Raw genomic sequence first — 26,326 nt, 5'->3', positions numbered from 1 at the left:
CTTGATCGGTCATATGGGCGACGCGGGGCGCGGCGATACTGCCGCGCAGACTTCCCAAGGCCCTTATGAACCGCATCCTGTCCGCCGTGGCGCTCGCCGCCGCGCTCGCCCTTCCCGCCGGCGCCCAGGCGGCCCTGCCCATGGCCGTGGACGGCCAGCCCCTGCCGTCGCTGGCGCCCATGCTGGAGCGCGTCACGCCCGCGGTGGTCAACATTTCCGCCCAGGGCGAAGGCGGCCAGGCCCGCGCGCCTGGGCGCCAGAGCATCGGCTCGGGCGTGATCGTCGACGCGTCCCAGGGCAACATCCTGACCAATCACCACGTGGTGCGCGGCGCCGCCTCGATCCGCGTGTCGCTGCAGGACGGCCGCAGCTTCACCGCCACCGTGGTCGGCAGCGATCCGGACACCGACCTGGCGGTGCTGCGCATTCCGCCCGACAAGCTGCAGGCCCTGACCCTGTCCGATTCCAGCGACCTGCGGGTGGGCGATTTCGTGGTCGCCATCGGCGACCCCTACGGCCTGGGCCAGTCGGCCTCGTCCGGCATCGTGTCGGCGCTGGAGCGTTCCAGCCTGCGCGCGGCCGGCTACCAGAACTTCATCCAGACCGACGCCTCCATCAACCCCGGCAACTCGGGCGGCGCGCTGGTCAACCTGAACGGCGAGCTGGTCGGCATCAACACCATGATCTACACGCCGTCGGGCGGCAACGTCGGCATCGGCTTCGCGATTCCGTCCAACCTGGCGGGCGAGGTCATGCGCCAGCTGCTGCAGCACGGCCAGGTGCAGCGCGGCGGCCTGGGGCTGGACACCATCGACGTCACGCCGCGCAACGCGCGCCAGCTGGGCATGGCGCCGAACGCCAGCGGCGTGGTGGTGGCGCGCGTGGCGGACGGCTCGCCGGCGCAACAGGCGGGTGTGCAGGCGCGCGACCTGATCCTGGCGCTGGACGGCAAGCCGATCGGCACCAGCGCCCAGCTGCGCAACGCCGAGGGCCTGCTGCCGGTGGGCAAGCAGGTGCGGCTGACGCTGTCGCGCGGCGGCCAGCGCTCGGACGTGACGCTGCGGATCGAACCCGAGAAGAACGAGCGGCTGCACGGCGGCTCGCTGGACGCGCGCCTGAACGGCGTGGAGTTCAGCGAGATCGGCCGCGAGCAGCGCCTGAAGGGCAACGACGGCGTGGCGGTCAGCGCCACCTATCCCGAGCGCGGCGCGGTGGCCGCGCGGATGCAGCGCGGCGACATCATCATCGGCGTCAACCAGCGCCCGGTCAGCCGGCTGGCCGACCTGCGCGGCCTGCTGGGCGGCGCGGCGCCCGGGCAGCCGCTGCTGCTGACGCTGGTGCGCGGGCAGGCGATGTACACCTTGCAGATCCAGTAGGCGCCACCGACGGGGACCCGGGCGCGGCGGCTCGCCCTGGCGGGCCGCCCGGACGCCGAACCGGCGATAATGCTTCCCGCACCGGATACTCGCCATCGCCCCAATGCCCTTTCCCGCCGCTTCCCTCGCCCTGTGGGGCATCTCCGCCCTGGCCATCCTCGGCATCCTGCTGCGCCCCTGGAAGCTGCCCGAATACGTCTGGGCCGGCGGCGCCGCGCTATTGCTGACGGCCACCGGCCTGATCCCGTGGCAGGCGGCGCTGGGCGCGGTCGGCAAGGGGCTGGACGTGTACCTGTTCCTGATCGGCATGATGGTGCTGGCCGAACTGGCGCGCCAGCAGGGGCTGTTCGACTGGCTGGCGATGGTGGCGGCGCGCCACGCGCGCGGCTCGGCGCGGCGGCTGTTCGACCTGGTGTTCCTGGTGGGCATCCTGGTCACCGTGTTCCTGTCCAATGACGCCACCGCCGTAGTGCTGACGCCGGCGGTGTACGCGGCGGCGCGGGCCGCCGGCGCGCGGCCGCTGCCATACCTGTTCATCTGCGCCTTCATCGCCAACGCCGCCAGCTTCGTGCTGCCGATCTCCAATCCCGCCAACCTGGTGGTCTACGGCAGCCAGATGCCGCCGCTGCTGGACTGGCTGCAACGCTTCACGCTGCCGTCGCTGGCGGCCATCGGCCTGACCTACCTGGCGCTGCGCTTCAGCCAGCGCGACGCGCTGCGCGAGCCGCTGCGCACCGACATCGTGCCGCAGCCGCTGGCCGCGGGCGCGCGCCTGACCGGCATCGGCATCCTGCTGACGGCCGCGGTGCTGATGCTGGCCTCGGCGCTGCACGCCGACCTGGGCCTGCCGACCTTCATCGCCGGCCTGGCCACCGCCGCCCTGATCCACCTGAAGCAGCGGCTCAGCCCGCTGCCGGTGCTGCGCCACGTGGCCTGGGGCGTGCTGCCGATGGTGGCCGGCCTGTTCGTGCTGGTCGAGGGCCTGGCGCGCAGCGGCGCCATCGACGCGCTGGCCCAGGCATTGCTGCGGCTGGCGAGCGATTCGGCCGGCGGCGCGCTGTGGGGCGCCGGCATCGTGGCGGCGCTGGCCAGCAACCTCATCAACAACCTGCCGGCGGGCCTGATCGCCGGCTCGGTCGGCCAGATCGCCGACCTGCCGGCGCAGACCGCCGGCGCCCTGCTGATCGGCGTGGACCTGGGGCCCAACCTGTCGATCACCGGTTCGCTGGCGACGCTGCTGTGGCTGATCGCGGTGCGGCGCGAGGGCCAGCACGTCGGCGCGCTGCGCTTTCTCAAGCTGGGCGCCTGGGTGATGCCGCCGGCGCTGCTGGGGGCATTGCTGATGCTGGCCCTGGCCGGCGGCTGAAACGCCCGACGCGGCCGGCTCAGGCCCCTGGCTGGGCCAGCAGGCGCTGGATCTCGGCCTCGGTCTCGGCATAGCGTCCCTCGCCGAAGTGGCGGTAAACGATGTTGCCGCCCTTGTCGATCAGATAGAACGCGGGCCAGTACTGGTTGCGGTAGGCGTCCCAGGTCTTGTACTGGTTGTCCTGCGCCACCGGATATTCGATGCCGAAACGCTTGATGGCGTCCGCCACGTTCTTGGTGGTGCGCTCGAACGGGAATTCCGGCGTATGCACGCCGACCACGACCAGGCCCTGGTCCTTGTACTTCTGGTTCCACTGCTTCACGTACGGCAGGGTGTTGATGCAATTGATGCAGGTGTAGGTCCAGAAATCGACCAGCACCACCTTGCCGCGCAGGCCGGCCAGGGTCAGCGGCTCGCTGTTGAGCCAGGTCTGGATGCCGGTGAACTCCGGGGCGGGGGCCGGCGCGGGCGCGGCGGCGTGCGCGGCGGCGCCGAGCAGCAGGCTGGCCAGGGCCAGTTTGGCGGAAACGAGGGCCCGGCGGGCCGGCAGGCGGATGGACAGCATGGTGCGCTCCTTCAGGTTGCGTGTAAGCGGGTCACGAAAAAACGGTCAGGTCGGAACAAAGGCTCAGGAAAACAGGCGACTGATCCAGGCATAGGCCAGGACGTCGTACTGGAAATGGATGGCGATGGCCGAGGCCACCAGCAGCCCCCCGAAGGCGCGCTGCAGGCGCACGGCGTGGCGGGCGATGGCGCCGACCCGGCGCGCGGCGAAGCCGCCGCCATAGGCGATGGCCAGCATCGGGACGCCCGCGCCCAGTCCGTAGACCAGCAGCAGCAGGCTGGAATGCGCCAGGTCGTCGGCGCGGGCGGCCAGGATCAGGATCGACGCCAGCACCGGGCCGGCGCACGGCGTCCAGACGGCGCCCAGCGACATGCCCAGCGGGAAACCGCCGGCATTGCCTGACCCGCCCTTGTCACCCAGGCCGATCACGCCTTGCAGCGGGCCGCTCAGCCGCGCCGCCAGCCAGTCGTAGGGTTGCGGCCAGATGCGCGCCAGGCCGAACAGGGCCAGCGCCGCCACCGACACCGAACGCACCGCCTCGTGCGCCGATTCGACCGCGCCCGACAGCAGGCTGAGCGCGATGCCCAGCCCGGAAAACGCCGCCACGAAGCCCAGCACGATGAAGAGGGGCCGCAGCCGGCCGGCGCGCTCGACCGCGCTGCCCAGCAGGATCGGCAGCAGCGGCAGCACGCAGGGCGAGGCCACCGTCAGCATGCCGGCGGCCAGGGCGAGGGGGGTGTCGATGAAGGTGGTCATGGCGCGGCGGTCCGTTTGTGTCTCGATGACCGCATTGGACGCGCGCCGGGTATCCGTCCTGTGCCCGGAAAGCGGGTTTTTGCCCGGCTTTTGTATCGTGTCCGGCCCTGCATACACTACGACACACTTCGCGGCGCGGGCGGCGCTATAACCTGCCGGACACCTGTTGCCGGAGCCTGTCCATGAACACCGTCCCCCTGCCCCGCCCCCGTTCCACCCTGCGGCGCCTGCTGGCCGTGCTGGCGCTGCTGGCCGGCGGCCTGGGCGCCGAGGCCGTCCAGCCCGGCCCCTGCCAATTGATCGTCAACAGCCAGGTGCGCCGCCGCGCCCAGCCCGGTGAGTAGAATGCGCCATGGATAATCCAGACCACATCCTGATCGTCGACGACGACCGCGAGATCCGCGAACTGGCCGGCAACTTCCTCAAGAAGAACGGCCTGAACGTCACCCTGGCCGCCGACGGCCGGCAGATGCGCGCGCTGCTCGAAACCCTGACCGTCGATCTGATCGTGCTGGACATCATGATGCCCGGCGACGACGGCCTGGTGCTGTGCCGCGAACTGCGCGCCGGCAAGCACCGTCGCACCCCGATCCTGCTGCTGACCGCGCGCGACGAGGACATGGACCGCGTGCTGGGGCTGGAGATGGGCGCCGACGACTATCTGGTCAAGCCGTTCGTGGCGCGCGAGCTGCTGGCGCGGATCAAGGCGATCCTGCGCCGCACCCGCATGCTGCCGCCCAACTTCCAGGTCACCGAACCGGGCCGCGCCGTGCGCTTCGGCGCCTGGACGCTGGACACCACCGCGCGCCACCTGCTGGATGCCGAAGGCACCATCGTGTCGCTCAGCGGCGCCGAATACCGGCTGCTGCGGGTGTTCCTGGACCACCCGCAGCGGGTGCTGAACCGCGACCAGTTGCTGAACCTGACGCAGGGGCGCGACGCCGATTTCTTCGGCCGCTCGATCGACCTGCTGGTGAGCCGCCTGCGCCAGCGGCTGCGCGAGGATGCGCGCGAGCCGATGTACATCAAGACCGTGCGCAGCGAAGGCTATGTATTCGCGGCGCAGGTCGACGTGTCCGAGGCGACGTAGATGGCCACGCTGGTTCCGGCGCTACGCCGCTGGCCGCGCACCCTGGCGAGCCGGCTGTTCCTGATCTTCCTGGTGGGCCTGGTGCTGGCGCACGCGCTGTCGTTCGGCCTGCAGTTCTACGAGCGCTACCAGTCGGCCAAGAGCGTCATGCTCGACAACCTGGAGCGCGACGTGGTGGTGGCGCTGGCGATCCTGAACCGCCTGCCGGCCGATGAGCGCGCCGCCTGGCTGCCGCGCCTGAGCGCCAGCAACCGGCAGTACCAGCTCGGCCCCGGCGACTTCGACCGGCCGTTGCAGACGCCCGCCGCCGAAGCGGTGCGCGACTCGATCCAGGCGGCCCTGAACAACGCCTATCCCCTGGCCTTCGGCACCGTCGGCGACGACCCCAAGCACATCCAGGCGCGCGCCACGCTGGCCGACGGCCAGGCGGTGACGCTGGACATCCACATGGCCGTGATGCCGCTGGCGATGTGGCTGCCGGCGGTGCTGCTGGCGCAACTGGCGCTGCTGATCCTGTGCGCCTGGCTGGCGGTGCGGCTGGCGATCCGGCCGCTGACGCAGCTGGCCGGCGCCGCCGACGCGATGAGCCCCGACCGCCGCAGCCCGCGCCTGGCCGAGGACGGGCCGGCCGAGGTGGCGCAGGCCTCGGCCGCCTTCAACGCCATGCAGGACCGCATCGCCGCGCACCTGGCCGAACGCATGCAGATCCTGGGCGCCATTTCGCACGACCTGCAGACGCCGATCACGCGCATGAAGCTGCGGTCGGAATTCATGGACGAATCCGCCGACCGCGACAAGCTGGCGCATGATCTGCAGGAAGTGGAGCAGCTGGTGCGCGACGGCCTGGCCTATGCGCGCAGCGCCGGCGCGGCCACCGAGCCACCCGCGCGCATCGACCTGGACGCGTTCCTGGACAGCCTGGTGTGCGACTACACCGACATCGGCAAACCCGTGACGCTGGCAGGACACTGCCCCGGCCCGTGGCAGACGCGGCCGCGCGCGCTGCGCCGGATTCTCGGCAACCTGATCGACAACGCGCTGAAATTCGGCGGCGCGGCCGAAGTCGAGGTCGGCGCGGCCGACGATGGCCGCGGCGTGTCGATCCGCGTGCTGGACCGCGGCCCCGGCATTCCCGAGCACGAATTGCAGGCCGTGCTGCAACCGTTCTACCGGCTCGAAGGCTCGCGCAACCGCGACAGCGGCGGCACCGGCCTGGGCCTGGCGATCGCGCGGCAACTGGCCGACGTGATCGACGGCGAACTGCGGCTGCGCAACCGCGCGGGCGGCGGCCTGGAAGCGCAAGTGCTGCTGCGGCCCGCCGCCTGAGCCTGGGCACCGGCCGGCGCATCGACGCGCCCTGCTTCCGTCCGCTACGGTTCCCCGACCGCATGAAAAACGCCCCGCGATGTCGCCATCGCGGGGCGTTGCCCCTGGCGCCGGCAGGGTCAGAGGATCGCCAGTTCCACGTCGATGTTGCCGCGGATGGCGCCCGAGTACGGGCAGGTCTGGTGCGCGGTGTCGACCAGCTGGCGCCGCTGTTCGGCCGGCAGGCCCGGCAACGCGATGTTCAGCTTGACCGCCAGCGCGTAACGCGTGCCGCCGTCGGTCTTTCCCAGCGACACCTCGGCGTCGACCGACGCGTCGCGCGGCACGGCGATGCCGAGCTTGGCGCCGGCCAATTGCATCGCGCCGATGAAGCAGGCCGAGTAACCGATGCCGAACAGCTGCTCGGGATTGGCGCCGGGCCTGCCCGAACCCGGGGGGCTCAGCGGCAGCAGCAGCGCGCCGTCGTCGGTGCGGCCGGCGCCGTCGCGGCCGCCAGTGGTGTGGGTGTGGGCGGTGTACAGCACGGTTTCCAGCGAATGGGACATGATGGCTCCTGGTGTCGGAAAAAGTGGGAACCTGGATTGCACCAAGGCGCTGTATCCTGCCTGTGTCCGCGACCCGCGGGTTTTGCGTCGTACTGTATCCGCGGCCGCCCCCTCTTCCCATGGAATCCTCCCCCGCATGAAACGAGCGATCATCATCGGCGCCACCTCCGGCATCGGCCGCGAACTGGCCAAGCGGCTGTCGGCCGAGGGCTACGTGCTGGGCCTGGTGGGCCGCCGCGCCGAACTGCTCGACAGCCTGCGGGCCGAATTGCCGCGCCCGGCCCACACGCTGGCGCTGGACATCGCCCGCGACGACGGCGCGGCGCAGGCGGTGCGCGACCTGATCGCCCGCATGGAAGGCCTGGACCTGTTCGTCATCAGCGCCGGCGTGGGGTTCATCAACACCGACCTGGAGTGGGACAAGGAAGCCGACACCATCGCCGTCAACGTGCAGGGTTTCGCCGCCATGGCCCACGTCGCGCTGCGGCATTTCATCCTGCACCGCAAGGGCCACCTGGTGGGCATCTCGTCGGTCGCGGCGCTGCGCGGCAGCGGCGCGGCGCCGGCCTACAACGCTTCCAAGGCGTTCGTGTCGAACTACCTGGACGGGCTGCGGCGGAAGGTGCGGCGGCTGCAGTTGCCGATCGCGGTGACCGACGTGCGCCCAGGCTTCGTCGCCACCGCCATGGCGCAAGGCCAGGGCCTGTTCTGGGTGGCATCGCCGGAGAAGGCCGCGCGGCAGATCGCCGCCGCCATCCGCCTGCGCAAGAAGCGCGTCTACGTGACGCGCCGCTGGGCGCTGATCGCCGCGCTGCTCAAGCTGATGCCGTAGGCGCCGCGCCGGACTCGGGCGCCAGCGCCGTGAACGCCCCGGGTCCGGCACGTTCGGTCATGGCGTCGAGGATGCGCTGGATCAGTTCGGGCACCAGCGGATGCGGCGGCTGGCCCGCCAGCGTGGCCATGCCCACGCAATAGTCGATGACCGGCCGGAACGGCCGACGCACGATGCCCATGTCCTGGCACAGCGCCGCGAACAGGCCGTTGACGATCGACACGCCGATGCCCTGCGCCGCCAGCCGGCAGGCCATTTCCACCGAGTGCACTTCGGCCTTGATCTGCGGCATCATGCGGCCCTGGCGGAAGGCCTGGTCGATCTGCTGGCGCAGCGAGCGCTGCCGCCCCAGCAGCACCAGGTCGACGCCGATGAGGTCGGCCGGGCCGATCTCATCGAGCGCCTGCAGCGGATGCCCCGGCGGCATGATGCAGACCGCCTCGGTGGCCAGCCGCAGCAGCATCGACAGGCCCGAATTCACGGGCGGCGAACGCACCAGCGCCAGGTCGGCCTCGCGCCCCAGCACCGCGACCTCGCTGGTCTCGTAGGTGCCCACCAGCACTTCCAGCGCCACCTCGGGATGGTCCGCCAGGAAGGCGTCGGCCACCGCCGGCATGACCGATTGCGCCACCGTGCTCGGCAGCTGCACGCGGATCAGCGTGCGCCGCTGCCCGCCCAGCCGCAGCTGGTTGACGTGGCGCTGCAGCGATTCGGCGTCCGAGATCATGTTCTGCACGTCAGGCAGCAGCGACTCGGCCTCGGCCGTGGGATGCAGGCGGCCCTTGCGGCGCACGAACAGCGGCACGCCCAGGTCGGTCTCGAACTGGCTCAGCAGGCGGCTGACGGCCGGCTGCGACGAGCCCAGCCGCTGCGCGGCCTCGATGGTCGAACCGGTGGTCATGAAGGCGAGGAAGGCCTCGAGCTGCTTGAAATTCATCCTGTTCCGCGCGGTCCGCAATACCGGCTCCGCGCGGCGTATCGATGCGCGGGGCCTAGGGTTAACACCAAATTTCTCGTCATTCACATAGGCGTATGCCGGCTTGGCATACGGTTGCCAGCCAGGCGCGATGGATCGAACATTCCGCCCATCCGGATTCTCGCCATTCATGAATCCGCAATCAATACGCGATATCGCCGATATTGTCCGGCAAGGAGCCCCCCGATGCGCGCCGTTCCGTTCCCCGCTTCCTGTCGCCGCGAGGCGCCATGACCGCGTTCATTATCCGCCGGCTGTGCCAGAGCCTGGTGATCCTGGCGCTGACGTCGCTGATCGTGTTCGCCGGCGTCTACGCCATCGGCGACCCGATCGAGATCCTGGTGCCGGCCGACGCCACGCAGGCCGAGATCGCGCAGGCGGTGCAGTCGCTGGGCCTGGACCTGCCGCTGTACCAGCAGTACCTGAAGTTCGTCGGCAATGCGCTGCACGGCGACCTGGGCAACTCGTTCGTCTTCAACCAGCCTGCCATCCAGCTGATCCTGCAACGCCTGCCGGCCACGCTGGAACTGGCCTGCGTGGCGCTGCTGCTGGCGCTGGCCATCGGCCTGCCGCTGGGCCTGGTGGCCGGCCTGAAGCCGGATTCGGCGCTGGACCGCGGCATCATGACCGGCTCGATCCTGGGATTCAGCCTGCCCAACTTCTGGCAGGGCATCATGCTGGTGCTGATCTTCTCGGTGACGCTGGGCTGGCTGCCGTCCACCGGCCGCGGCCCCACCGGCGAGATCCTCGGCATCCACACCAGCCTGGCGTCATGGGACGGCATCCGCCACCTGATCCTGCCGGCGCTGAACCTGGCGCTGTTCAAGATCGCGCTGATCGTGCGCCTGACCCGCAGCGGCGTGCGCGAAACGATGCCGCTGGACTACGTGAAATTCGCCCGCGCCAAGGGCCTGCGCGAATCGCGCGTGATCTATATGCACGTGCTCAAGAACATCCTGATCCCGATCGTCACCGTGGTCGGCATGGAGTTCGGCTCGCTGATCGCCTTCGCCACCGTCACCGAGACCATCTTCGCCTGGCCCGGCGTGGGCAAGCTCATCATCGACAGCATCATGAAGCTGGACCGCCCGGTGGTGGTCGCCTACCTGCTGATCGTGGTCACCATGTTCATCGTGCTCAACCTGTTGGTGGACATCATCTATTCCGTGCTGGATCCCCGTGTCCGCGTGGGAGCCTCCGAATGACTCTGCTTCCCAAGAAATGGCTGCCCAGCCGCGACACCACCTTCGGCCAGGCGCTGCACGGCGTGCTCGACAGCCGCCCCGCGACCCTTGCCGCGATCCTCTTCCTGCTGCTGGTGCTGGCCGCGCTGCTGGCGCCGTGGATCGCGCCGCAGAACCCGTATGACCTGGCCGCCATCACCATCCTGGACGGCCGCATGCCGCCGGGCAGCCAGGGCATCTATGGCGACATCTACTGGGCCGGCACCGACGCCCAGGGCCGCGACATGCTGTCGGCCATGATGTATGGCCTGCGCACCAGCCTTTCCGTGGGCGTGCTGAGCGGCCTGTTCGCCATGGCCGTGGGCACGGTGCTGGGCCTGACGGCGGCCTATTTCGGCGGCCGCATCGATGCGCTGATCATGCGCCTGGTGGACCTGATGCTGGGCTTTCCGACCATCCTGGTGGCGCTGATGATGCTGGCCATCCTGGGCCAGGGCGTGGACAAGGTGATCCTGGCGCTGGTGGTGGTGCAGTGGGCCTACTTCGCCCGCGCGGTGCGCGCCACCGCCGTGGTCGAGCGGCGCAAGGAATACATGGAAGCCGCCCTGTGCCTGGGGCTGAGCCACCGGCGCGCGCTATTCAGCCAGCTGCTGCCGAACTGCATCCCGCCGGTCATCGTCATCGCCATGATCCAGACCGCCAACGCCATCGCCGCCGAGGCCACGCTCAGCTTCCTGGGCATCGGCCTGCCGGTCACCGAGCCGTCGCTGGGCCTCTTGATCGCCAACGGCTACCAGCAGATGCTGGCCGGCCTGTACTGGATCAGCGTGTTCCCCGGCGTGCTGCTGCTGACCGTGGTCTTCACCATGAACATCGTGGGCGACCGCGTCCGCGAGGCGCTCAATCCGCGCCTGCAGAAATAGGAAGCGCCATGCAATCGGCAACCCCCACCCTTTCCGTGCGCAACCTGCGCACCTGGTTCCACACCCGCGCCGGCCTGGTGCGGGCGGTGGACGACGTCAGCTTCGACGTCCACCCCGGCGAGATCCTCGGTCTGGTCGGCGAGTCGGGCTCGGGCAAGTCCATCACCGGCTTTTCCATCCTGGGCCTGATCGATCCGCCCGGGCGCATCGACGGCGGCCAGATCCTGTTCAAGGGCACCGACCTGGCGACGCTGTCGCGCGAGGAACTGCGCCAGTTGCGCGGCAACCGCATCGCCATGGTGTTCCAGGACCCGATGATGACGCTCAACCCGGTGTTCCGCATCGAGACCCAGATGGTCGAGACGGTGCTGAGCCACGAGCGCTGCAGCCGCAAGGCGGCCTGGGACCGCGCCCGCGACACGCTGGCGGCGGTCGGCATCCCGTCGCCGGCCGAGCGCCTGAAGGCCTACCCGCACCAGCTGTCGGGCGGCATGCGCCAGCGCGTGGCGATCGCCATCGCCATGCTGCACAAGCCCGACCTGATCATCGCCGACGAGCCGACCACGGCGCTGGACGTCACCATCCAGGCCCAGATCCTGGCCGAGATGCAGAAGCTGTGCGCCGAGACCGGCACCGCCATGGTGTGGGTCAGCCACGATCTGGCGGTGGTGGCGGGCCTGGCCGACCGCGTCTGCGTGATGTACGCCGGCCGCGTGGTCGAGTCCGGCAGCACCGACGACATCCTCGACCGTCCGCGCCACCCGTACACCATCGGCCTGATCGGTTCGGTGCCGAGCAACGAGCACACCGGCGACCGCCTCTATCAGATCCCCGGCATGGCGCCGTCGCCGCTGGCGCTGCCGGCCGGCTGCGCCTTCAACCCGCGCTGCGGCCACGCGACCGAGCGCTGCCGCGCCGAGCAGCCGCCGCTGGAGGCCGCCGGCGGCCGCGGCCTGCGCTGCTTCCATCCCCAGACAGGAGCCCTTTCGTGAGCCCGACGATCCTGATGCAGGCCAACCAGGTGTCGCGCCTGTTCGTGAAACGGCCCGACTACGCCGAACGCCTGGCCGGCCTGCTGGGCGCCAAGGTGGCCTCGCACACCGTGCATGCGGTCGACCGCGTCGACCTGACCATCCACCAGGGCGAAGTGGTCGGCCTGGTGGGCGAATCCGGCTGCGGCAAGTCGACGCTGGGCCGGGTGCTGGCGGGCATCCTGCCGGCCACCTCGGGCAGCGTCCAGACGCCCGCCGGCGAGCTGTCCACCCTGAGCGGCCGCGCCGCGCACGCGCAGCGCATGGCCACGCAGATGATCTTCCAGGACCCGATGTCCTCGCTCAATCCGCGCAAGCGGGTGCGCGACATCATCGGCGAGGCGCCGCTGGCCAACGGCATCATCGCGCGCCGCGACTACGACGATTACGTGGTGCAGGTGATGCGGCGCGTGGGCCTGGACCCGGACTACCGCAACCGCTTCCCGCACCAGTTCTCGGGCGGCCAGCGCCAGCGCGTGGGCATCGGCCGGGCGCTGGCGGTCAAGCCCGGCTTCCTGATCTGCGACGAGTCGATCGCGGCGCTGGACGTGTCGATCCAGGCGCAGATCCTGAACCTCTTCATGGACCTGCGGCAGGACCTGGGCCTGACCTATCTCTTCATCAGCCATGACCTGGGGGTGGTGCGGCGCATCAGCGACCGCACCGTCATCATGTACCTGGGCCGCGTGGTCGAATCCGGCCCCACCGCCGAGGTGTTCGCCGCGCCGCGCCATCCCTACACCCAGGCCCTGCTGGAGGAAGTGCCGCGGCTGTCGAACCGCAAGCGGCGCTTTCACGCCATCAAGGGCGAGATCCCGTCGCCGCTGAACCCGCCGGCCGGCTGCCATTTCCATCCGCGCTGCCCGCAGGCCATGGCGCGCTGCAAGACCGAACAACCGCTGCTGCGCGTCACGGCCGACGGCCACCAGGCCGCCTGTCACCTGCTCGACGGCGCCGGCGCCGCGCGCCCACAAGGAACCCCCGCCGCATGAATGCCCTGCTTACCCCGATCCGCCGCGGCGCCGCGGCGCTGGCCCTGCTGGCCCTGCTGGCCCTGCTGGCGCTGCTGGCCGGCGCCGCGCCCGCCGTGGCGCGGCCGCTGCTGACCATCGGCCATTCCAGCGAACCGTCGTCGATGGACCCGCTGTTCTCGCGCACCGGCAACAACCAGGCCGCCGCCGAGAACATCTTCGAGCGGCTGGTGTCGACCGACGAGAACATGCAGACGCGGCCGGGCCTGGCCCTGTCGTGGCGGGTGCTGGCGCCCGACACCTGGGAGATCAAGCTGCGGCCCGGCGTGCGCTTCCATGACGGCACGCCGTTCAGCGCCGACGACGTGGTGTTCTCGCTGGCGCGCGCGCCCAAGGTGCCCAACAGCCCGGCGCCCTTCAGCGGCGCGGTGCGGTCCATCGCCGCGGTCGAGGTGGTCGATCCGCTGACGCTGCGCATCCGCACCAAGGAGCCGACGCCGGACTTCATGGAACAGATCGGGCTGGTCTACATCCTGTCGCGCCACGCGGCGCAGGACAAGCGCTCGGAAGACTTCAACAGCGGCGTGGCGACCATCGGCACGGGCCCCTACAAGTTCGTGCGCTGGCAGCCGGGCGACAGCCTGGAGCTGGCGCGCAACGATGCCTACTGGGGCGCGCGGCCGGACTTCGAGCGCGTGATGATCCGCTACATCGCCAACGACGCGGCGCGCATCTCGGCGCTGCTGTCGGGCACGGTCGACCTGATCGACAGCGTGCCGCCGACCGACGCCAAGGCGATCCGGGGCAAGGCCGGCTACACGCTGTACCGCTCGCCGTCCGCGCGCCTGATCTACCTGGCGCTGGACTCGGCGCGCGACGCCAGCCCGTTCGTCACCGATGCGCAGGGCAAGCCGATGACGGTGAACCCGCTCAAGGACGTGCGGGTGCGCCAGGCGATCTCGAAGATGTTCATGCGCGGCCCGATCACCGAGCGCCTGCTCAGCGGCGCCGGCGTGCCGGCCGGGCAGATGGTGCCCGAGGGGCTGGGCGGCTACAGCCCCAACCTGCCGGCGCCCGCCTACGACCTGGAAGGCGCGCGCGCCCTGCTGGCCGAGGCCGGCTATCCCCATGGCTTCGGCCTGACGCTGCATTCGTCGAACGACCGCTTCGCCGGCGACAGCGACCTGGCCCAGGCGCTGGCGCAGATGATGGCGCGCGCCGGCCTGCGCATCAACGGCGTGGTGACCCAGCCCTACAACGTCTACGCCGGCGCCAGCGGCAAGCAGCAGTACAGCGCCTTCATCTTCTCGTACGGCAACAGCACCGGCGATTCGTCCAACGGCCTGACCAACGTGCTGGCCACCTACGACAAGGCCGCCGGCACCGGCGCCTTCAACCGCGCGCGCTATTCCAACCCGGTCGTGGACCGCCTGCTGGCGCGGGCCGCGGTGGAGTTCGACCCGGCCCAACGCGACGCCCTGCTGCGCCAGGCCGCCGAGGCCGCCTTCAACGACGTCGGCATCGTGCCGCTGTATTTCCCGGTGGCCTTCTGGGCCGCGCGCGACGGCACCGTCATGCGCGCCAACAAGCTCGAACGCACCTCAATGCTGTACATACAGGAAGCAAAATGACCGCCCCCGAAGTTTCTCCCGCCGTCCTGCTGGCGGATCAGATGGTGCGCATGCGCGACGGCGTGCGCCTGGCCACCGACGTGCACTTGCCGGCCGGCTACCGCCCCGGCCAGGACGCGCCGCTGCCCGTGATCCTGGAGCGCACGCCCTACGGCAAGGCGGACGTGTCGCGCTCCGAGCAGATCGACGGCCGCCTCGGCGTGCCGCGGCCCGAGGTGGCGCGCCATTTCACCGCGCAGGGTTTTGCCGTGGTGTTCCAGGATTGCCGCGGCCGCTATGGCTCGGAAGGCCATTTCACCAAGTACCTGTCGGAAGGCCCCGACGGCTTCGACACGCTGGCCTGGATCATGCAACAGCCGTGGTGCAACGGCCGCATCGGCACCATGGGCCTGTCGTACGCGGCGCACACGCAGATGGCGCTGGCCTGCCTGAACCCGCCGGGCCTGGCGTGCATGGTGCTGGACTCGGGCGGCTTTTCCAACGGCTACCAGTGCGGCATCCGCCAGTCGGGCGCGTTCGAATTGAAGCAGGCCACCTGGGCCTACAAGCAGGCCAAGCTCAGCCCCGCCGCGCGGCAGGACCCGCTGGTGCTGGCCGCGCTCGAGGCCGAAGACATCCGCCAGTGGTTCACGCGCATGCCGTGGCGCCCCGGCCATTCGCCGCTGGCCAGCGTGCCCGAGTACGAGGACTACCTGTTCGAGCAATGGCGCGCCGACGCCTTCGACGAATCCTGGCGCCAGCTGGGCATCTACGCCCAGGGCTACTACGACGCGATTCCCGACATCCCGGTGGCGCTGATGTCCAGCTGGTACGACGCCTACGTGCGCACCACCATGGAGAACTACGCCGGCCTGACGCAGGGCCGCCGGTCGCCGGTGCGGCTCATCATGGGGCCGTGGCTGCATGGCGACCGCAACACCACCCACAGCGGCGATGCCGAATTCGGCCCGCGCGCCGCCTTCGACGGCAACCTGGCGCGGCACTGGCTGGGCTTCCGGCTGGCCTGGTTCCAGCGCTGGCTGCAGGACGCCCCGGCGGGCGCCGCGCCGGACCCGGCGGCGCGCCTGTTCCTGATGGGCGGCGGCAGCGGCGCGCGTAACGCGCACGGCCGCTTCGACCATGGCGGCGCCTGGATCCAGGCCGACGCCTGGCCGGTGCCGCAGGCCCGCGCCACCACCTTCTACCTGCACGCCGACGGTCGCCTGGATCAGCGGGCGCCGGCCGGCGATGCGGGCCAGTTGCGCTACCAGTACGACCCGCGCGACCCGGTGCCGACGATCGGCGGCGCGCTGACCTCGGGCCAGCCGGTGTTCGAGGGCGGCGGGTTCGACCAGCGCGAGGATGCGCGCTTCTTCGGCGTGCGCCAGCCCGGCCTGCCGCTGGCCGCGCGCGACGACGTGCTGGTGTTCCAGACCGAGCCGCTGCCAGAGGCCCTGGCGGTGGCCGGGCCGGTGACCGTGCGGCTGCACATCTCGTCCGACTGCCCCGACACCGACTTCACCGCCAAGCTGATCGACGTCTACCCGCCCAGCGCCGACTACCCGCAGGGCTACGCGCTGAACCTGACCGACGGCATCTTCCGCTGCCGCTTCCACGAGACCTGGGACGAGGCGCGGCCGCTGACGCCCGGCAAGGTCTACGAGATCACCATCGAGCCGTTCGCCACCTGCAACCTGTTCCAGCGCGGCCACCGCATCCGCCTGGACATCTCCAGCAGCAATTTCCCGAAGTACGACGTCAACCCGAACAGCGGCGAATCGGCCGCCGACGCCCGCGAACGGCGCATCGCGCTGAACACGGTGCACCTGTCGGCCGCGCACCCGTCCCGCGTCACGCTGTGCGTGGCCGCGCCGCGGGACCTGGCGCCACTGCCCGCGCACGGTGCGCAGCCATGATCCGCTAGCGCCCGCCCCAGACCTCCGCTTGCTTCACCCTTTGCCGCCGGCGCGCCGGCGGCAGGGGCTTCTTTTGTCCAACGCCATACCGATCGAGGGGATCACACCATGAAAAGAATCATCCGCCATCGCAGCACGCTGGGCGCCGCCCTGGCCCTGAGCTGCCTCAACCCGGCGCAGGCCGCCGAGACCAGCAGCGTGACGCTGTACGGCCTGGTCGACCTGGGCACCACCTATGAACGCAAGGACGGCGCCTCCAGCCTGCGGCAAAAGAGCGGCAACCAGTCGGGCTCGCGCTGGGGCCTGCGCGGCTCCGAGGACCTGGGCAACGGCTACAAGGCCGTGTTCCGCCTGGAAAGCGGCTTCAACGCCAACAACGGCACGCAGGCGCAGGGCCGCATGTTCGGCCGCTGGGCCTATGTCGGCCTGGCCGGCGGCTTCGGCGAAGTGCGGCTGGGACGCCAGTGGGTCTACGGCTTCGAGTGGGCCGGGGTGGGATCGCCGTTCGGCACCGGCTGGGGCCAGTCGTCCAACAATGCCAGCCTGGGCTACAACGATGGCGACTTCGGCGCCGGCGGCCGCGTCAACAACGCCGTGTTCTACGCCACGCCGCGCGTGGGCGGCTGGCAGGCGGGCCTGGGCTACAGCTTCGAGGCCCACGACGGCGAGGCCTTCGCCACCGACGCCCACGACCGCGTGCTGACCACCGGCCTGCGCTACAACGGCGGCCCGGTGGCGGCGGCGCTGACCTACGAGCGGCTCAATCCGAACTCGCAACAGCCGAACAAGAAGACCGCCGCCAACCTGCAGGTGGCCGGGTCCTATGACTTCGAGTGGATCAAGCTGCACGGCACCTACGGCAACCTGCGCAATCCCAACACCGGCCCGTCGGCGGGCTACGACAAGGTCAACTCGTTCATCGCGGGCGTCACGGTGCCGACGGGCAAGGCCGGCTCGGTGATGGCCTCGTACCAGCGCGGCACCGGCTCGGACATCACCGGCTGGGCCCTGGGCTACCAGTACGACCTGTCCAAGCGCACCAACCTGTACGCCTACGTCAACCGCCTGGACATCCGCGAATCGCACACGCTGCAGACCTCGGTCGGCATCCGGCATCATTTCTGACGGGCATCGCCAGGCGGCGCGGGAAGTCTGCGCGCCGCGGGCGCCGGGCGCGACCGCAATGCGGCGCGCCCGTCTTCACAGGAACGTGCGCGTGCCCCACCACCCGGGCAGCAGCAGCGCCGCGGCCCAGAGGAAGGCCGAAGCCCAGTTGGCGGCCTGGAACGCCGCGGCGCGCATGCCGCAGATGCCGGCGATCATCGGCACGGTGGCGCGCAAGGGGCCGAAGAAGCGGCACAGCACGATGCTGAGCACGCCCCACTTCTGGATGAACATCGTGCTGCGATGCAGGAGCGCGGGGCGCTTGCGCAGCGGCCTGGAGCGCATCAGGCTCGGCCCGAACCACACGCCGCAGGCGTACTGCACCCAGTCGCCCAGCGCCGCGCCCACCGCGATCGCCAGCCATACCGGCACGAAACCGGCGTCGCCCAGCCCCAGGATGGCGCCGATCGACAGCAGCAGCGCGGTCCCGGGAATCACCAGCGCCACCAGCGGCAGCGACTTCAGGAACGCGAACGCGAACCCCAGCGGCGCCAGCCAGTCGGCATGGGTCCGGGCGAAGTCGACCAAGGTCTCCTGCAGGGAATGGAAAGTCTCGAACAGCATGCGGCGTCAGCACCAGGCAGGCATCAGGCCCATAGTACGCGGCCCGCGCCTCAGACGATGACGTCGCGCTGGTCGCGCGGCCGCCGCAGCACCAGGCCGGCCAGCCGCTCCAGCGCCTGCGCCAGCGCCTCGCGCTCGGGAATGCTGCCCAGCGAAATGCGGATGGCGTTGGGCGCGCCGGGGCCCTGGTGGAAGGCTTCCGACGAGGTCACGCTCAAGCCCTCGTCGCGCGCCACCCGTTCCAGGTCGGCCGCGGTCCAGCGGTCGGGCAACGGCTGCCACAGGTGGATGCCGGCCGCCGCGGCCGGGAACGGCCCCGGCAGCAGCCGGCGCGCCAGCTGCTGGCGCGCATGGGACTCGGCGCGCACGCCGTCCAGGATCTGCTGCGCGACGCCGCTGGCGATCCACTGCGTGGTCAGCGCGCCCATCAACGGCGCGGCCATCACCGCGAACGACCGCATCGCCGCCAGCACGTTGCGGCGGCTGTCCTGGTCGGGGCCCAGCACGAAGGCGGTGCGCAATCCCGGCGTCAGGGTCTTGGCCAGCGTGGCGATGTAGAACACCGAGGCCGGCGCCAGGCTGGCCAGCGCCGGCGGCGCGCCGTTCAGGAACAGCGAATAGGGATCGTCCTCGATGATGCGCACGCCACAGGCCACGGCCGAGCGCACCAGGTCGCGGCGGCGCGCCGCGCTCATGGTGTGGGCGGTGGGGTTCTGCAGCGTGGGATTCAGGTAGACCAGCCGGCCGCCGTCGCGGCAGGCGCGCTCGAGCCCGGCGGGCGTCATGCCGTCGGCGTCGGACTCGGCCACCAGCACGCGGCGGCCCAGTTGCTGCGCCGCCGTCAGCAGGCCGGGATACACCAGCGGCTCGGCGATGATGCCGTCGCCGGGCTGGCTGTAGGCCAGCATCACGGCCGCCAGCGCGGCCTGCGCGCCGGGGCACACCAGCACGCGGTCCGGGTCGACCCGTTCGACCGACTGCGCCAGCCACTGGGCGCCGGCCTCGCGCTCGGCCGGACCGCCGCCGGCCTGGTGGTAGGCCATCATCACCCCGACATCGTGGCGCTCCATGGTCTTGACCAGGCCGTGCCGCAGCAGGTCCTGCAGGTCGCAACCGAGCGGTAGCGGCGGCATGTTCATGCCCAGGTCCAGCATCTGCAGCAGCGGCTGCTCGGCCGGACGCGCGATGAAGGTGCCCAGCGGCCCGCGCGCCTCGAGCAGCCCGCGCTGGCCGGCCTCGGCGTAGGCGCGCGTCACGGTCGTCAGATCCACCCCCAGGTGCTGCGCCAGGCCCCGCTGAGGCGGCAGGCGGTCGCCCGGCTGCATGCGGTTGGCGGCCACCGACGTCTCGATGAAATCGGCGATCTGGCGGTAGCGGGGGCCGGCGCCGCGCACGAACGCCAGCGTCCAGGATGCATACATGTCGTCGTTATGCATTGATTCTATTGCGCAAGAATGTCGCAATGTATGGATGATATGAGTCGACCAGTATGGCGACAAACGCCAGTTGAGTCCATACATCGGGAATCTTGTACGGCCTTTTTGTACGCCCATTCCCCAGGCGGTCCTGACGCCGCCGCGGGCCTGGCCTGCACGCGCCGCGCATGGCGTTGCACCGCCGCACGCACGCCAGCCGTGCGCGCCCCGCACGCCCGCCGCGGGCGACGGCCGCGGCGGGCGATGCATAATCGGGCTGAACAAGATCAACGCCCGCGCCGGCCGGGGCGTGGCCCTGCCCTCGCGGGAACGGCCCCGCCGGCCGCGCCCCTCCCGCCGACTCCATGCGACCCGACCTGAACCTGCTGTACGCGCTGCAAGCCCTGCTGGAAGAAGGCAGCGTCGTCGGCGCCGCCCGCCGCATGAACCTGAGCGCCCCGGCCATGAGCCGCACCCTGGCGCGCATCCGCGAAACCACCGGCGACCCGATCTTCGTGCAGTCCGGCCGCGCGCTGGTGCCGACGCCGCGCGCGCTGCAACTGCGCGAGCAGATCCAAGACGCGCTGCAGCAGGCCAGCGGCGTGCTCGCGCCCGGCGAGCAGGTCGACCTCAAGCGGCTGGACACGCGCTTCAACGTGCGCGCCAACGACATCTTCACCGGCATCTACGCCGGCCGCCTGCTCGACGCGCTGCAGAACGACATGCCGCGCGCCACCTTGCGCTTCATGCCCGAAGAGGATGACGTCGACGACGAGATGCTGCGCGCCGGCCGCGTCGACCTGTTCATCAGCGCCTCGCGCCAGCTGGGCCACGAGATCCGCGTGCAGCCGCTGTTCACCACCCGCATGGTGGGCGTGGCCTGCGCGGACCATCCGCTGTTCAAGGACGAGATCAGCGCGCGGCGGGTGGCGCGCTGGGGCCACATCAGCGTCTCGCGCCGCGGCAAGTCGCACGGCCCGATCGACGAGGCGTTGGCCCGGCAGGGACTGGACCGCCAGGTCACCCTCACCGTGCCCACGCCCAGCGCGGCGCTGCTGGCGCTGCATGGCTCCGACCTGATCCTGCCGCTGCCCGAACAGCTGGCGCGCACCGCCGTCGACATGGGCATGAAGATCCGCCTGTTCGAGATGCCGCTGGAACTGGAGCCGGTGCTGATCATGCAGGCCTGGCACCCGCGCTTCCAGCATGCGCCCGCGCACCAGTGGCTGCGCCGCACCATCCGCGCGCTGACCGAAGACGCGCGCGACGCCGACGCCGCGCCGCGCTGACGCGGCCCGCGCGCCAGGCGTGCGCGCGACGCATGCCTGGCGTGCGAACTCTCGACTTCTCCGCGCCCGGACCCGCTCCTAGACTGGCTTATCGCAAGCATTCAGGAGCGATGCGCTCATGTCTGAAGTCCGGTCCGCCATCGCGGACACCCCTGCCTCGTGGCCCGGCCGCGCGCGGGCCCTGCTGTGGCGGCTGGATCTGGCCACGCCGCGCAGCGCCTACGTCGCCCGCTCCACCGCCGCCGCCCTGCTGGCGCTGGCCGTGGCCTATCTGCTGGAACTGGACTCGCCGTTCTCGGCCGCCTCCACCGTGCTGCTGGTCATCAACCCGGTCCAGGGCGCGGTCATCGGCAAGGGCGCGTGGCGCGTCATCGGCACCCTGGTCGGCATGCTGGCGGCCGTGGCGCTGATGGCCGTGGCCGGCCAGCAGCCGCTGCTGTTCGTGCTGGGCTTCGGCGCCTGGCTCGGACTGTGCGTCGCGGCCATGACCCTGCTGCGCCATTTCCGCGCCTCGGGCGCGGTGGTGGCCGGCTACACCATCGGCCTGGCGACCTACGGCGCCATGGGCCATCCCGAACATACCTTCGAGCACGTCATGGGCCGCGGCGCCACCGTGATGATCGGCGTCGTCTGCCTGGGACTGGTCAGCAGCCTGTTCAGCGCCCGCACCCTGCGCGCCCGCCTGCATGCGCACTACCAGCGGCTGGCGGCCAGCGTGGCCGGCGCCATCGCGCGCCAGCAAGGCGCCGCGCCCGCCGATGCGCTGGCGGCGCGGCAGGCGCTGATCGCCGAGGTGTATGGCGTGGACGACCTGCTGGCCGCCGGCAAGGCCGAATCGGAAGACCTGGCGCAACGCGCGGCCGCCGTGCGCAATGGCATGGCGGCGCTGTTCGGCGCCTTGGTGGGCGGCATCCCGGCGCGCGCGGACGACGGCCCCGCCGCGCACGCCCTGGCCGCGCTGCGCGCGCCGCTGCGGCAGGCCTGGGAGGATGCCAGCCAGGCGCTGACGGACGGCGACCCGCCGCGCGCGACCGAGCTGCTGCGCCAGGCCCGCCAGCAATTGGCCGCCTCGCTGTCCGACCTGCGCCTGGCGGATGCGCGCCAGGAAGCGACGCTGCTGATCGCCGCCGACCGCCTGGGCGAACAGCTCGACGCCTACCTGGACGCGCTCGGCGGCCTGGCCGCCCTGGCGCGCCAGCGCCCGTCCACGGGGGCCGCGCCGGTGCGTTTTCACCGCGACTACGCCGGCGCGCTGCAGAACGGCCTGCGCTCGATGGCCGCCATCGTGCTGGCAGGTTTGTTCTGGCTCTGGAGTGGCTGGACCGACGGCGACATGATGCTGCTGGTGCTGGCGCCCTATTGCTCGCTGCTGGCCACCGCCGGCGATCCCCCGGCCGGCGCCCGCGCCTTTCTGCGGGGCGGGATCTATGCCGTCCCGGCGGCCTGGGTCTGCGCCTTCGGCGTGCTGCCGCACCTGGACGGCTTCGCGCTGCTGGCCGTGGCGCTGGCCGTGTTCTGGCTGCCCGGCATCCTCGCCACCAGCTCGCCCCGCACGGCGTTCGGCGGCCTGGCCTACCTGGTCGCGTTCAACACGCTGACGGCGGCCGACAACCCCATGCAGTATTCGATGCAAGCCTTCGCCAACCACGCGGTGGCCTGGGTGCTGGCGACCGCCTTCGCGCTGCTGTGCTTCCAGGTGATCCTGCCGCGCCACCCGGGCCGCGACATCGCCCGCCTGCGGCGCGCCATCCGCGACGACGCGCTGGCGCTGCTGCGCGGCAGGCGGATTGCGGACGCCGGCTGGCAACAGCGCCAGCAGCACCGCGTGGCGCAACTGGGCGCGCTGCTCAGGGGCCGGCCGGCGCAACTGGCCGACGCCCTGGCGCAGAGCCTGGCGGCGCTGCGCGTCGGCCTGGAGACGCAGCGCATCCAGCGGCTGCTGGCCAGCCGCGCATTGCCGCCCGACGCGCAGCACCTGGCGCAGCAGGGCCTGGATCGCCTCGCCCGCGGCGGCGCCCCCGCGTCGCGCCGGTCGCTGCACGCGCGCCGCGCCGCCCGCCTGCTGGCGGGACAGCTGGACCCGGCCGGGCCGCGCCGTCCGGCCGTGCAGAAAGCCATGGCCGCCTTCGCCGACATCCACTGGCTGATCCACGGCCACGCCGCCTACTTCGATGCCCATCCCTTGCAGGAGCCGTCCCGTGCTGAGTGAATTCGCCTTTGCCGGCATCTACGTGCCGCCGTTCTTTTTCTATGCCTGCGTGAGCGTGCCGCTGTACTGGCTGGCGCGTGTCGTGATGGCGCGCAGCGGACTGCTGCGGCGGGTCTGGCATCCCGCCCTGTTCGAGTTCGCCGTGTCGCTGGCGCTGGTGTCCCTGTTGATCCTGACCCTTTGATTGCCGTATTCCCATGTCTCAGTCACTACAGAAAACCTTCCGCGTGGTCTTGACCCTGGCCGCGCTCGCCCTGGCCGGCGCCCTCGTCGCCGCACTCTGGAACGCCTACGTGCTGGCGCCGTGGACCCGCGACGGGCGCGTCAGCGCGCACGTGGTGCGGGTCGCGCCCGAAGTCTCGGGCACCGTGGCCGAGGTCGCCGTCGACGACAACCAGCCGGTCAAGCGCGGCGACGTGCTCTACCGCATCGACCCCAGCCGCTTCGAACTGGCGGCGGCCCAGGCCCGCGCCCTGGCCGCGGCCGCCGATGAAACCCTGCGCCAGCGCCAGGACGAGGCGCGCCGCCGCCACGGCCTGGACGACCTGGTCTCGCGCGAGGACATCCAGCGCGCCGGCCGCGCCGTCGCCATCGCCCAGGCCGAGGCGCAACGCGCCCGCGCCGCGCTGGACGTGGCCGAGCTGGACCTGGCGCGCAGCGTGCTGCGCGCGCCCGTGGACGGCTTCGTCACGCGGCTGCGCCTGCGGCGCGGCGACTACGCCGTGGCGGGCAAGCCCGACATCGCCATCCTCGACGCCCACAGCTTCTGGATCACCGGCTATTTCGAGGAAACCAAGCTGGAGCGGATCCGGCCCGGCGCGCCGGCGCAGATCAAGCTGATGGGCTACGCGCCGCTGCTGACCGGCCGCGTCGCCTCGATCGGACACGGCATCGCCGACGACAACGACGGCCCCGACGAATACGGGCTGCCGGCGGTCAGAGCCAACTTCAGCTGGGTGCGGCTGGCGCAGCGCATTCCGGTGCGCATCGAGATCGACGCGGTGCCCGACGGCGTCCAGCTGGCGGCGGGCATGACGTGCAGCGTCGACGTCGGCGCGCCGGGCGAGCAACGCGTGGCGCGCGGCCGCCTGGCCGGCTGGCTGCACAACCTGATGTAGGAGGCGCCATGCGAACCCTGCCCCGCCTTCACCCGGACCGCCGCGCCACGCCGCGCCGCGCCGCCGCCATCGCCACGCTGTCCGCGGCGCTCGCCGGCTGCGCCGCGGTGGGACCCGACTACCGCGCCGAGCCCCCGATCCACCCGCAGGCCTGGTCGACGCCCCTGGCCGGCGCCGCCCCCGTCGACCCGGCCGCACTGGCGCAATGGTGGCGCGCCTTCGACGATCCGATGCTCGATGAACTGCTGCAACAGGCGCTGGCGCACAACCAGGACCTGGCGATCGCCCGCCTGCGCCTGCTGCAGGCCCGCGCCGAACGCGACCAGGTCGCCAGCCACCTGGGCCCCGACGTCGGCGCCCGCGCCGACGCCACCGCCTCGCGCACGTCCCTGGCCCTGCGTCCGCCCGGCATCGGTGAATCGCGCGCCTATCAGTTGGGGCTCGACGCCAGCTGGGAAATCGACGTCTTCGGCGGCCGCCGCCGCGCCGTCGAGCGTGCCGACGCCGACGTGCAGGCGGTGGAGGAAGACGGCCACGCCCTGCGCATCAGCCTGCTGGCCGAACTAGCCGGCGACTACGCCGCGCTGCGCGCCACGCAGGCACGCGGCGCCATCGCCCGCGACAACATCGCCACGCTGGCGGCCGCCGAACGCCTGGCGCAGCGCGCCGCCAGCCACGGCCTGGGCACTCGCGCCGAAGCCTCCCAGGCGCGCGCCGAACGCGAATCGGCCGAGGCCCGCGTGCCCGAGCTGGCCGGCGACGAAGCGCGGCTGGCGCACGCCATCGGCGTGCTGGCCGGCGGCTTCCCCGGCGACCTCAAGGCCCGCCTGCTGGCCGGCGGACGGCCCCTGCCGACGCCGCCCGCGCTGCCGGCCGGCCTGCCTTCGGAGGTGGTGCGCAACCGCCCCGACATCCGCGCGGCCGAACGCCGGCTGGCGGCGGCCACGGCCGGCGTCGGCGTGGCCACGGCGGCGCGGTTTCCGACCTTCGTGATTCCGCTGGGAGTGGGCAGCGCCGCCAGCCTGGTGCACGACCTGTTCCGCGACGCCAGCGCCATCTGGTCGCTGGGCGCCGGCGTCCAGCAGTCCGTCTATGACGGCGGCCGCGCCGCGGCCGGCGTCCGCGCCGCCGAGGCCGAGGCCCAGGCCAGCCAGTTGGCCTACGCCCGCAGCGTGCGGCGCGCGTTCCAGGATGTCGAGGACGCGCTGGCCGGCCTGAACGCCGAACGGGCGCGCCAGCAGGCGCTGGCCGCCGCCGTCGACGACAGCCAGGACGCGCTCGACCGTGCCACGCGGCTGTACCGCAACGGCCTGAGCGGCTATCTCGGCGTCCTGACCGCCCAGCGCGCCACCTACCAGGCGCGCGACGCCCTGGCGCTGAGCCAGCTGGCGCGAGTGCGCCACGCCATCGGCCTGTACAAGGCGCTCGGCGCCGGCTGGCAGCCGCCGTCCGCCGACGCGCAGCCCGCCGCGCAGCCTGTCGCAAGCCCCCTCGTTCCCCCCTCCCCGCTTACCCGGAGCCCCTCATGAGCATCCAACCCGATACCTTCCGCATCCACGACATACGCCGCTATCCGCTCTGCCTGTTCGACCCGGCCCAGGTCCACCCCGGCTATGCCGCCCAGTGGGAAACCGAAATGGAAGCCCTGCTGGCGGCCGGCCAGCCCTTCACCGTGGCCTACGTCGAACTGGACCCCGCCGAACCCCACGAGGACCGCAAGCAGCGCGGGCTCTGGCTCAAGCACAACAAGGCGCGCCTGGGCCGGCTGTGCAAGGCCCAGATCAGCGTCGAGCCCGACGCCGGCCGCCGCGCCGAGGCCGACCGGCAGGGGCAGCTGGCGGCGCGCGCCTTCGGCATCCCGCACGAGGCCGTGGCCACGCTGGAGGAAGCCGTGGCGCTGACGCGGCGCCTGACCCGGCCGCTGCCAGCCCGCCCCGCCGACGCCTACGACATGCGCGGCTGGGAGAACATCAGTTGAATCCGCCCGGCGCGCCCCGCCGGCCGCGGCCGGCGGGGGCAGATATGTATTTCTATTAAGCCGGCCCTGCCAAATTTTCACATTCCTTAAATTTATCGAAGAAGGTTTGGCCGCCCGCTCCT

25 protein-coding genes are annotated in these 26,326 nt (G+C 71.5%); 19 read left to right on the top strand and 6 right to left on the bottom strand.

Going from position 1 to position 26,326, the window contains the following annotated elements; genetic code table 11:
* Nucleotides 1–65: 65 nt before the first annotated feature.
* Together I6I07_RS15690 and I6I07_RS15685 are read left to right on the top strand one after the other, a co-directional pair.
* Nucleotides 66–1,376: a trypsin-like peptidase domain-containing protein gene (locus tag I6I07_RS15690; protein WP_198487339.1), complete on the top strand. Its 1,311-nt coding sequence runs from the start codon at nt 66–68 to the stop codon at nt 1,374–1,376.
* Between the two features lie 103 nt (nt 1,377–1,479).
* Nucleotides 1,480–2,742 (top strand): arsenic transporter, encoded by a 1,263-nt coding sequence (locus I6I07_RS15685; protein WP_198487338.1) that lies wholly within the window; start codon nt 1,480–1,482, stop codon nt 2,740–2,742.
* 19 nt (nt 2,743–2,761) lie between these two features.
* On the opposite strand, the gene I6I07_RS15680 is transcribed toward I6I07_RS15685, so the two are convergent.
* Nucleotides 2,762–3,307 (bottom strand): thioredoxin family protein, encoded by a 546-nt coding sequence (locus I6I07_RS15680; RefSeq protein WP_198487337.1) that lies wholly within the window; start codon nt 3,305–3,307, stop codon nt 2,762–2,764.
* 63 nt (nt 3,308–3,370) lie between these two features.
* Entirely contained in the window at nt 3,371–4,063 is a 693-nt protein-coding gene (locus I6I07_RS15675) for a cytochrome c biogenesis CcdA family protein (protein ID WP_198487336.1), read from the bottom strand.
* A 182-nt stretch (nt 4,064–4,245) separates the two neighbouring features.
* Here I6I07_RS15675 and I6I07_RS15670 point away from each other — a divergent pair, with 182 nt between their 5' ends.
* Genes I6I07_RS15670 through I6I07_RS15660 form a run of 3 tightly spaced genes read left to right on the top strand, consistent with a single transcriptional unit; the run spans nt 4,246 to nt 6,479 of the window.
* On the top strand, nt 4,246–4,407 hold the full coding sequence (locus I6I07_RS15670; RefSeq protein WP_162876216.1) for a hypothetical protein: 162 nt from the start codon (nt 4,246–4,248) through the stop codon (nt 4,405–4,407).
* A gap of 8 nt (nt 4,408–4,415) precedes the next feature.
* Entirely contained in the window at nt 4,416–5,153 is a 738-nt protein-coding gene (locus I6I07_RS15665; RefSeq protein ID WP_006390488.1) for a response regulator, read from the top strand.
* Nucleotides 5,154–6,479 (top strand): ATP-binding protein, encoded by a 1,326-nt coding sequence (locus tag I6I07_RS15660; RefSeq protein WP_198487335.1) that lies wholly within the window; start codon nt 5,154–5,156, stop codon nt 6,477–6,479.
* A 119-nt stretch (nt 6,480–6,598) separates the two neighbouring features.
* Here I6I07_RS15660 and I6I07_RS15655 read toward each other — a convergent pair whose 3' ends face one another.
* Complete coding sequence (locus tag I6I07_RS15655; RefSeq protein ID WP_269784343.1) at nt 6,599–7,024, bottom strand: organic hydroperoxide resistance protein; 426 nt, start codon at nt 7,022–7,024, stop codon at nt 6,599–6,601.
* 136 nt (nt 7,025–7,160) lie between these two features.
* On the opposite strand from I6I07_RS15655, the gene I6I07_RS15650 reads away from it, so the two are divergent.
* Nucleotides 7,161–7,856, top strand: coding sequence for an SDR family NAD(P)-dependent oxidoreductase (locus I6I07_RS15650; protein ID WP_198487334.1), 696 nt, complete (start codon nt 7,161–7,163; stop codon nt 7,854–7,856).
* Here the strand turns inward: I6I07_RS15650 and I6I07_RS15645 are convergent.
* Nucleotides 7,840–8,793 (bottom strand): LysR family transcriptional regulator, encoded by a 954-nt coding sequence (locus I6I07_RS15645; protein WP_198487333.1) that lies wholly within the window; start codon nt 8,791–8,793, stop codon nt 7,840–7,842. The two genes, I6I07_RS15650 and I6I07_RS15645, sit on opposite strands and share 17 nt — an antisense overlap.
* Nucleotides 8,794–9,062: 269 nt before the next feature.
* On the opposite strand from I6I07_RS15645, the gene I6I07_RS15640 reads away from it, so the two are divergent.
* The 7 genes from I6I07_RS15640 to I6I07_RS15610 all read left to right on the top strand — a co-directional run bounded on the left by I6I07_RS15640 (nt 9,063) and on the right by I6I07_RS15610 (nt 17,592).
* Nucleotides 9,063–10,037 carry an ABC transporter permease gene (locus tag I6I07_RS15640; RefSeq protein WP_006390493.1) on the top strand — a complete coding sequence of 325 codons (975 nt, stop codon included), beginning with the start codon at nt 9,063–9,065 and terminating at the stop codon, nt 10,035–10,037.
* On the top strand, nt 10,034–10,939 hold the full coding sequence (locus tag I6I07_RS15635; protein ID WP_198487332.1) for an ABC transporter permease: 906 nt from the start codon (nt 10,034–10,036) through the stop codon (nt 10,937–10,939). The genes I6I07_RS15640 and I6I07_RS15635 overlap by 4 nt, the downstream gene beginning before the upstream one ends.
* An 8-nt stretch (nt 10,940–10,947) precedes the next feature.
* A complete protein-coding gene (locus I6I07_RS15630) occupies nt 10,948–11,931 on the top strand; it encodes an ABC transporter ATP-binding protein (RefSeq protein ID WP_198487331.1) in 984 nt (327 codons plus the stop codon).
* Nucleotides 11,928–12,962 carry an ABC transporter ATP-binding protein gene (locus I6I07_RS15625; RefSeq protein WP_198487330.1) on the top strand — a complete coding sequence of 345 codons (1,035 nt, stop codon included), beginning with the start codon at nt 11,928–11,930 and terminating at the stop codon, nt 12,960–12,962. Before I6I07_RS15630 ends, I6I07_RS15625 begins: the two co-directional genes overlap by 4 nt.
* The gene (locus tag I6I07_RS15620) at nt 12,959–14,572 is read left to right on the top strand and encodes an ABC transporter substrate-binding protein (protein WP_198487329.1); all 1,614 of its coding nucleotides are present in this window, start codon (nt 12,959–12,961) and stop codon (nt 14,570–14,572) included. The genes I6I07_RS15625 and I6I07_RS15620 overlap by 4 nt, the downstream gene beginning before the upstream one ends.
* On the top strand, nt 14,569–16,467 hold the full coding sequence (locus tag I6I07_RS15615; RefSeq protein WP_198487328.1) for a CocE/NonD family hydrolase: 1,899 nt from the start codon (nt 14,569–14,571) through the stop codon (nt 16,465–16,467). Before I6I07_RS15620 ends, I6I07_RS15615 begins: the two co-directional genes overlap by 4 nt.
* Before the next feature lie 108 nt (nt 16,468–16,575).
* Nucleotides 16,576–17,592, top strand: coding sequence for a porin (locus I6I07_RS15610; RefSeq protein ID WP_198487327.1), 1,017 nt, complete (start codon nt 16,576–16,578; stop codon nt 17,590–17,592).
* Nucleotides 17,593–17,667: 75 nt separating this feature from the next.
* On the opposite strand, the gene I6I07_RS15605 is transcribed toward I6I07_RS15610, so the two are convergent.
* Entirely contained in the window at nt 17,668–18,195 is a 528-nt protein-coding gene (locus I6I07_RS15605; protein WP_006390499.1) for a DedA family protein, read from the bottom strand.
* Between the two features lie 50 nt (nt 18,196–18,245).
* Nucleotides 18,246–19,631 carry a PLP-dependent aminotransferase family protein gene (locus tag I6I07_RS15600; protein ID WP_198487326.1) on the bottom strand — a complete coding sequence of 462 codons (1,386 nt, stop codon included), beginning with the start codon at nt 19,629–19,631 and terminating at the stop codon, nt 18,246–18,248.
* A 344-nt stretch (nt 19,632–19,975) separates the two neighbouring features.
* Between I6I07_RS15600 and I6I07_RS15595 the strand changes: the two genes are divergently transcribed.
* The 6 genes from I6I07_RS15595 (at nt 19,976) to I6I07_RS15570 (ending at nt 26,204) form a co-directional block, all read left to right on the top strand.
* Complete coding sequence (locus I6I07_RS15595) at nt 19,976–20,899, top strand: LysR family transcriptional regulator (RefSeq protein WP_006390064.1); 924 nt, start codon at nt 19,976–19,978, stop codon at nt 20,897–20,899.
* A gap of 118 nt (nt 20,900–21,017) precedes the next feature.
* Nucleotides 21,018–23,108: an FUSC family protein gene (locus I6I07_RS15590; RefSeq protein WP_198487325.1), complete on the top strand. Its 2,091-nt coding sequence runs from the start codon at nt 21,018–21,020 to the stop codon at nt 23,106–23,108.
* Nucleotides 23,098–23,292: a DUF1656 domain-containing protein gene (locus I6I07_RS15585; protein ID WP_198487324.1), complete on the top strand. Its 195-nt coding sequence runs from the start codon at nt 23,098–23,100 to the stop codon at nt 23,290–23,292. The genes I6I07_RS15590 and I6I07_RS15585 overlap by 11 nt, the downstream gene beginning before the upstream one ends.
* Nucleotides 23,293–23,305: 13 nt before the next feature.
* Nucleotides 23,306–24,226, top strand: coding sequence for an HlyD family secretion protein (locus I6I07_RS15580; RefSeq protein ID WP_198487323.1), 921 nt, complete (start codon nt 23,306–23,308; stop codon nt 24,224–24,226).
* Between the two features lie 8 nt (nt 24,227–24,234).
* Nucleotides 24,235–25,755 (top strand): efflux transporter outer membrane subunit, encoded by a 1,521-nt coding sequence (locus I6I07_RS15575; protein WP_198487322.1) that lies wholly within the window; start codon nt 24,235–24,237, stop codon nt 25,753–25,755.
* Nucleotides 25,752–26,204, top strand: coding sequence for a hypothetical protein (locus tag I6I07_RS15570; protein WP_198487321.1), 453 nt, complete (start codon nt 25,752–25,754; stop codon nt 26,202–26,204). Before I6I07_RS15575 ends, I6I07_RS15570 begins: the two co-directional genes overlap by 4 nt.
* Nucleotides 26,205–26,326 lie beyond the last annotated feature (122 nt).

The sequence above is a fragment of the Achromobacter deleyi genome (genome assembly GCF_016127315.1).
Classification (GTDB): domain Bacteria; phylum Pseudomonadota; class Gammaproteobacteria; order Burkholderiales; family Burkholderiaceae_B; genus Achromobacter; species Achromobacter insuavis_A.
Note: the sequence above shows the minus strand (reverse complement) of the source record. Positions and strands in the feature narration are given on the sequence as shown.

Coding starts and splice junctions, on each gene's coding strand:
- I6I07_RS15680 (WP_198487337.1), bottom strand. CDS start 3,307: ATGCTGTCCATCCGCCTGCCGGCCCGCCGGGCCCTCGTTTCCGCCAAA.
- I6I07_RS15615 (WP_198487328.1), top strand. CDS start 14,569: ATGACCGCCCCCGAAGTTTCTCCCGCCGTCCTGCTGGCGGATCAGATG.
- I6I07_RS15660 (WP_198487335.1), top strand. CDS start 5,154: ATGGCCACGCTGGTTCCGGCGCTACGCCGCTGGCCGCGCACCCTGGCG.
- I6I07_RS15575 (WP_198487322.1), top strand. CDS start 24,235: ATGCGAACCCTGCCCCGCCTTCACCCGGACCGCCGCGCCACGCCGCGC.
- I6I07_RS15595 (WP_006390064.1), top strand. CDS start 19,976: ATGCGACCCGACCTGAACCTGCTGTACGCGCTGCAAGCCCTGCTGGAA.
- I6I07_RS15650 (WP_198487334.1), top strand. CDS start 7,161: ATGAAACGAGCGATCATCATCGGCGCCACCTCCGGCATCGGCCGCGAA.
- I6I07_RS15610 (WP_198487327.1), top strand. CDS start 16,576: ATGAAAAGAATCATCCGCCATCGCAGCACGCTGGGCGCCGCCCTGGCC.
- I6I07_RS15655 (WP_269784343.1), bottom strand. CDS start 7,024: ATGTCCCATTCGCTGGAAACCGTGCTGTACACCGCCCACACCCACACC.
- I6I07_RS15600 (WP_198487326.1), bottom strand. CDS start 19,631: ATGCATAACGACGACATGTATGCATCCTGGACGCTGGCGTTCGTGCGC.
- I6I07_RS15620 (WP_198487329.1), top strand. CDS start 12,959: ATGAATGCCCTGCTTACCCCGATCCGCCGCGGCGCCGCGGCGCTGGCC.
- I6I07_RS15685 (WP_198487338.1), top strand. CDS start 1,480: ATGCCCTTTCCCGCCGCTTCCCTCGCCCTGTGGGGCATCTCCGCCCTG.
- I6I07_RS15675 (WP_198487336.1), bottom strand. CDS start 4,063: ATGACCACCTTCATCGACACCCCCCTCGCCCTGGCCGCCGGCATGCTG.
- I6I07_RS15665 (WP_006390488.1), top strand. CDS start 4,416: ATGGATAATCCAGACCACATCCTGATCGTCGACGACGACCGCGAGATC.
- I6I07_RS15605 (WP_006390499.1), bottom strand. CDS start 18,195: ATGCTGTTCGAGACTTTCCATTCCCTGCAGGAGACCTTGGTCGACTTC.
- I6I07_RS15590 (WP_198487325.1), top strand. CDS start 21,018: ATGTCTGAAGTCCGGTCCGCCATCGCGGACACCCCTGCCTCGTGGCCC.
- I6I07_RS15645 (WP_198487333.1), bottom strand. CDS start 8,793: ATGAATTTCAAGCAGCTCGAGGCCTTCCTCGCCTTCATGACCACCGGT.
- I6I07_RS15580 (WP_198487323.1), top strand. CDS start 23,306: ATGTCTCAGTCACTACAGAAAACCTTCCGCGTGGTCTTGACCCTGGCC.
- I6I07_RS15640 (WP_006390493.1), top strand. CDS start 9,063: ATGACCGCGTTCATTATCCGCCGGCTGTGCCAGAGCCTGGTGATCCTG.
- I6I07_RS15670 (WP_162876216.1), top strand. CDS start 4,246: ATGAACACCGTCCCCCTGCCCCGCCCCCGTTCCACCCTGCGGCGCCTG.
- I6I07_RS15630 (WP_198487331.1), top strand. CDS start 10,948: ATGCAATCGGCAACCCCCACCCTTTCCGTGCGCAACCTGCGCACCTGG.
- I6I07_RS15690 (WP_198487339.1), top strand. CDS start 66: ATGAACCGCATCCTGTCCGCCGTGGCGCTCGCCGCCGCGCTCGCCCTT.
- I6I07_RS15570 (WP_198487321.1), top strand. CDS start 25,752: ATGAGCATCCAACCCGATACCTTCCGCATCCACGACATACGCCGCTAT.
- I6I07_RS15635 (WP_198487332.1), top strand. CDS start 10,034: ATGACTCTGCTTCCCAAGAAATGGCTGCCCAGCCGCGACACCACCTTC.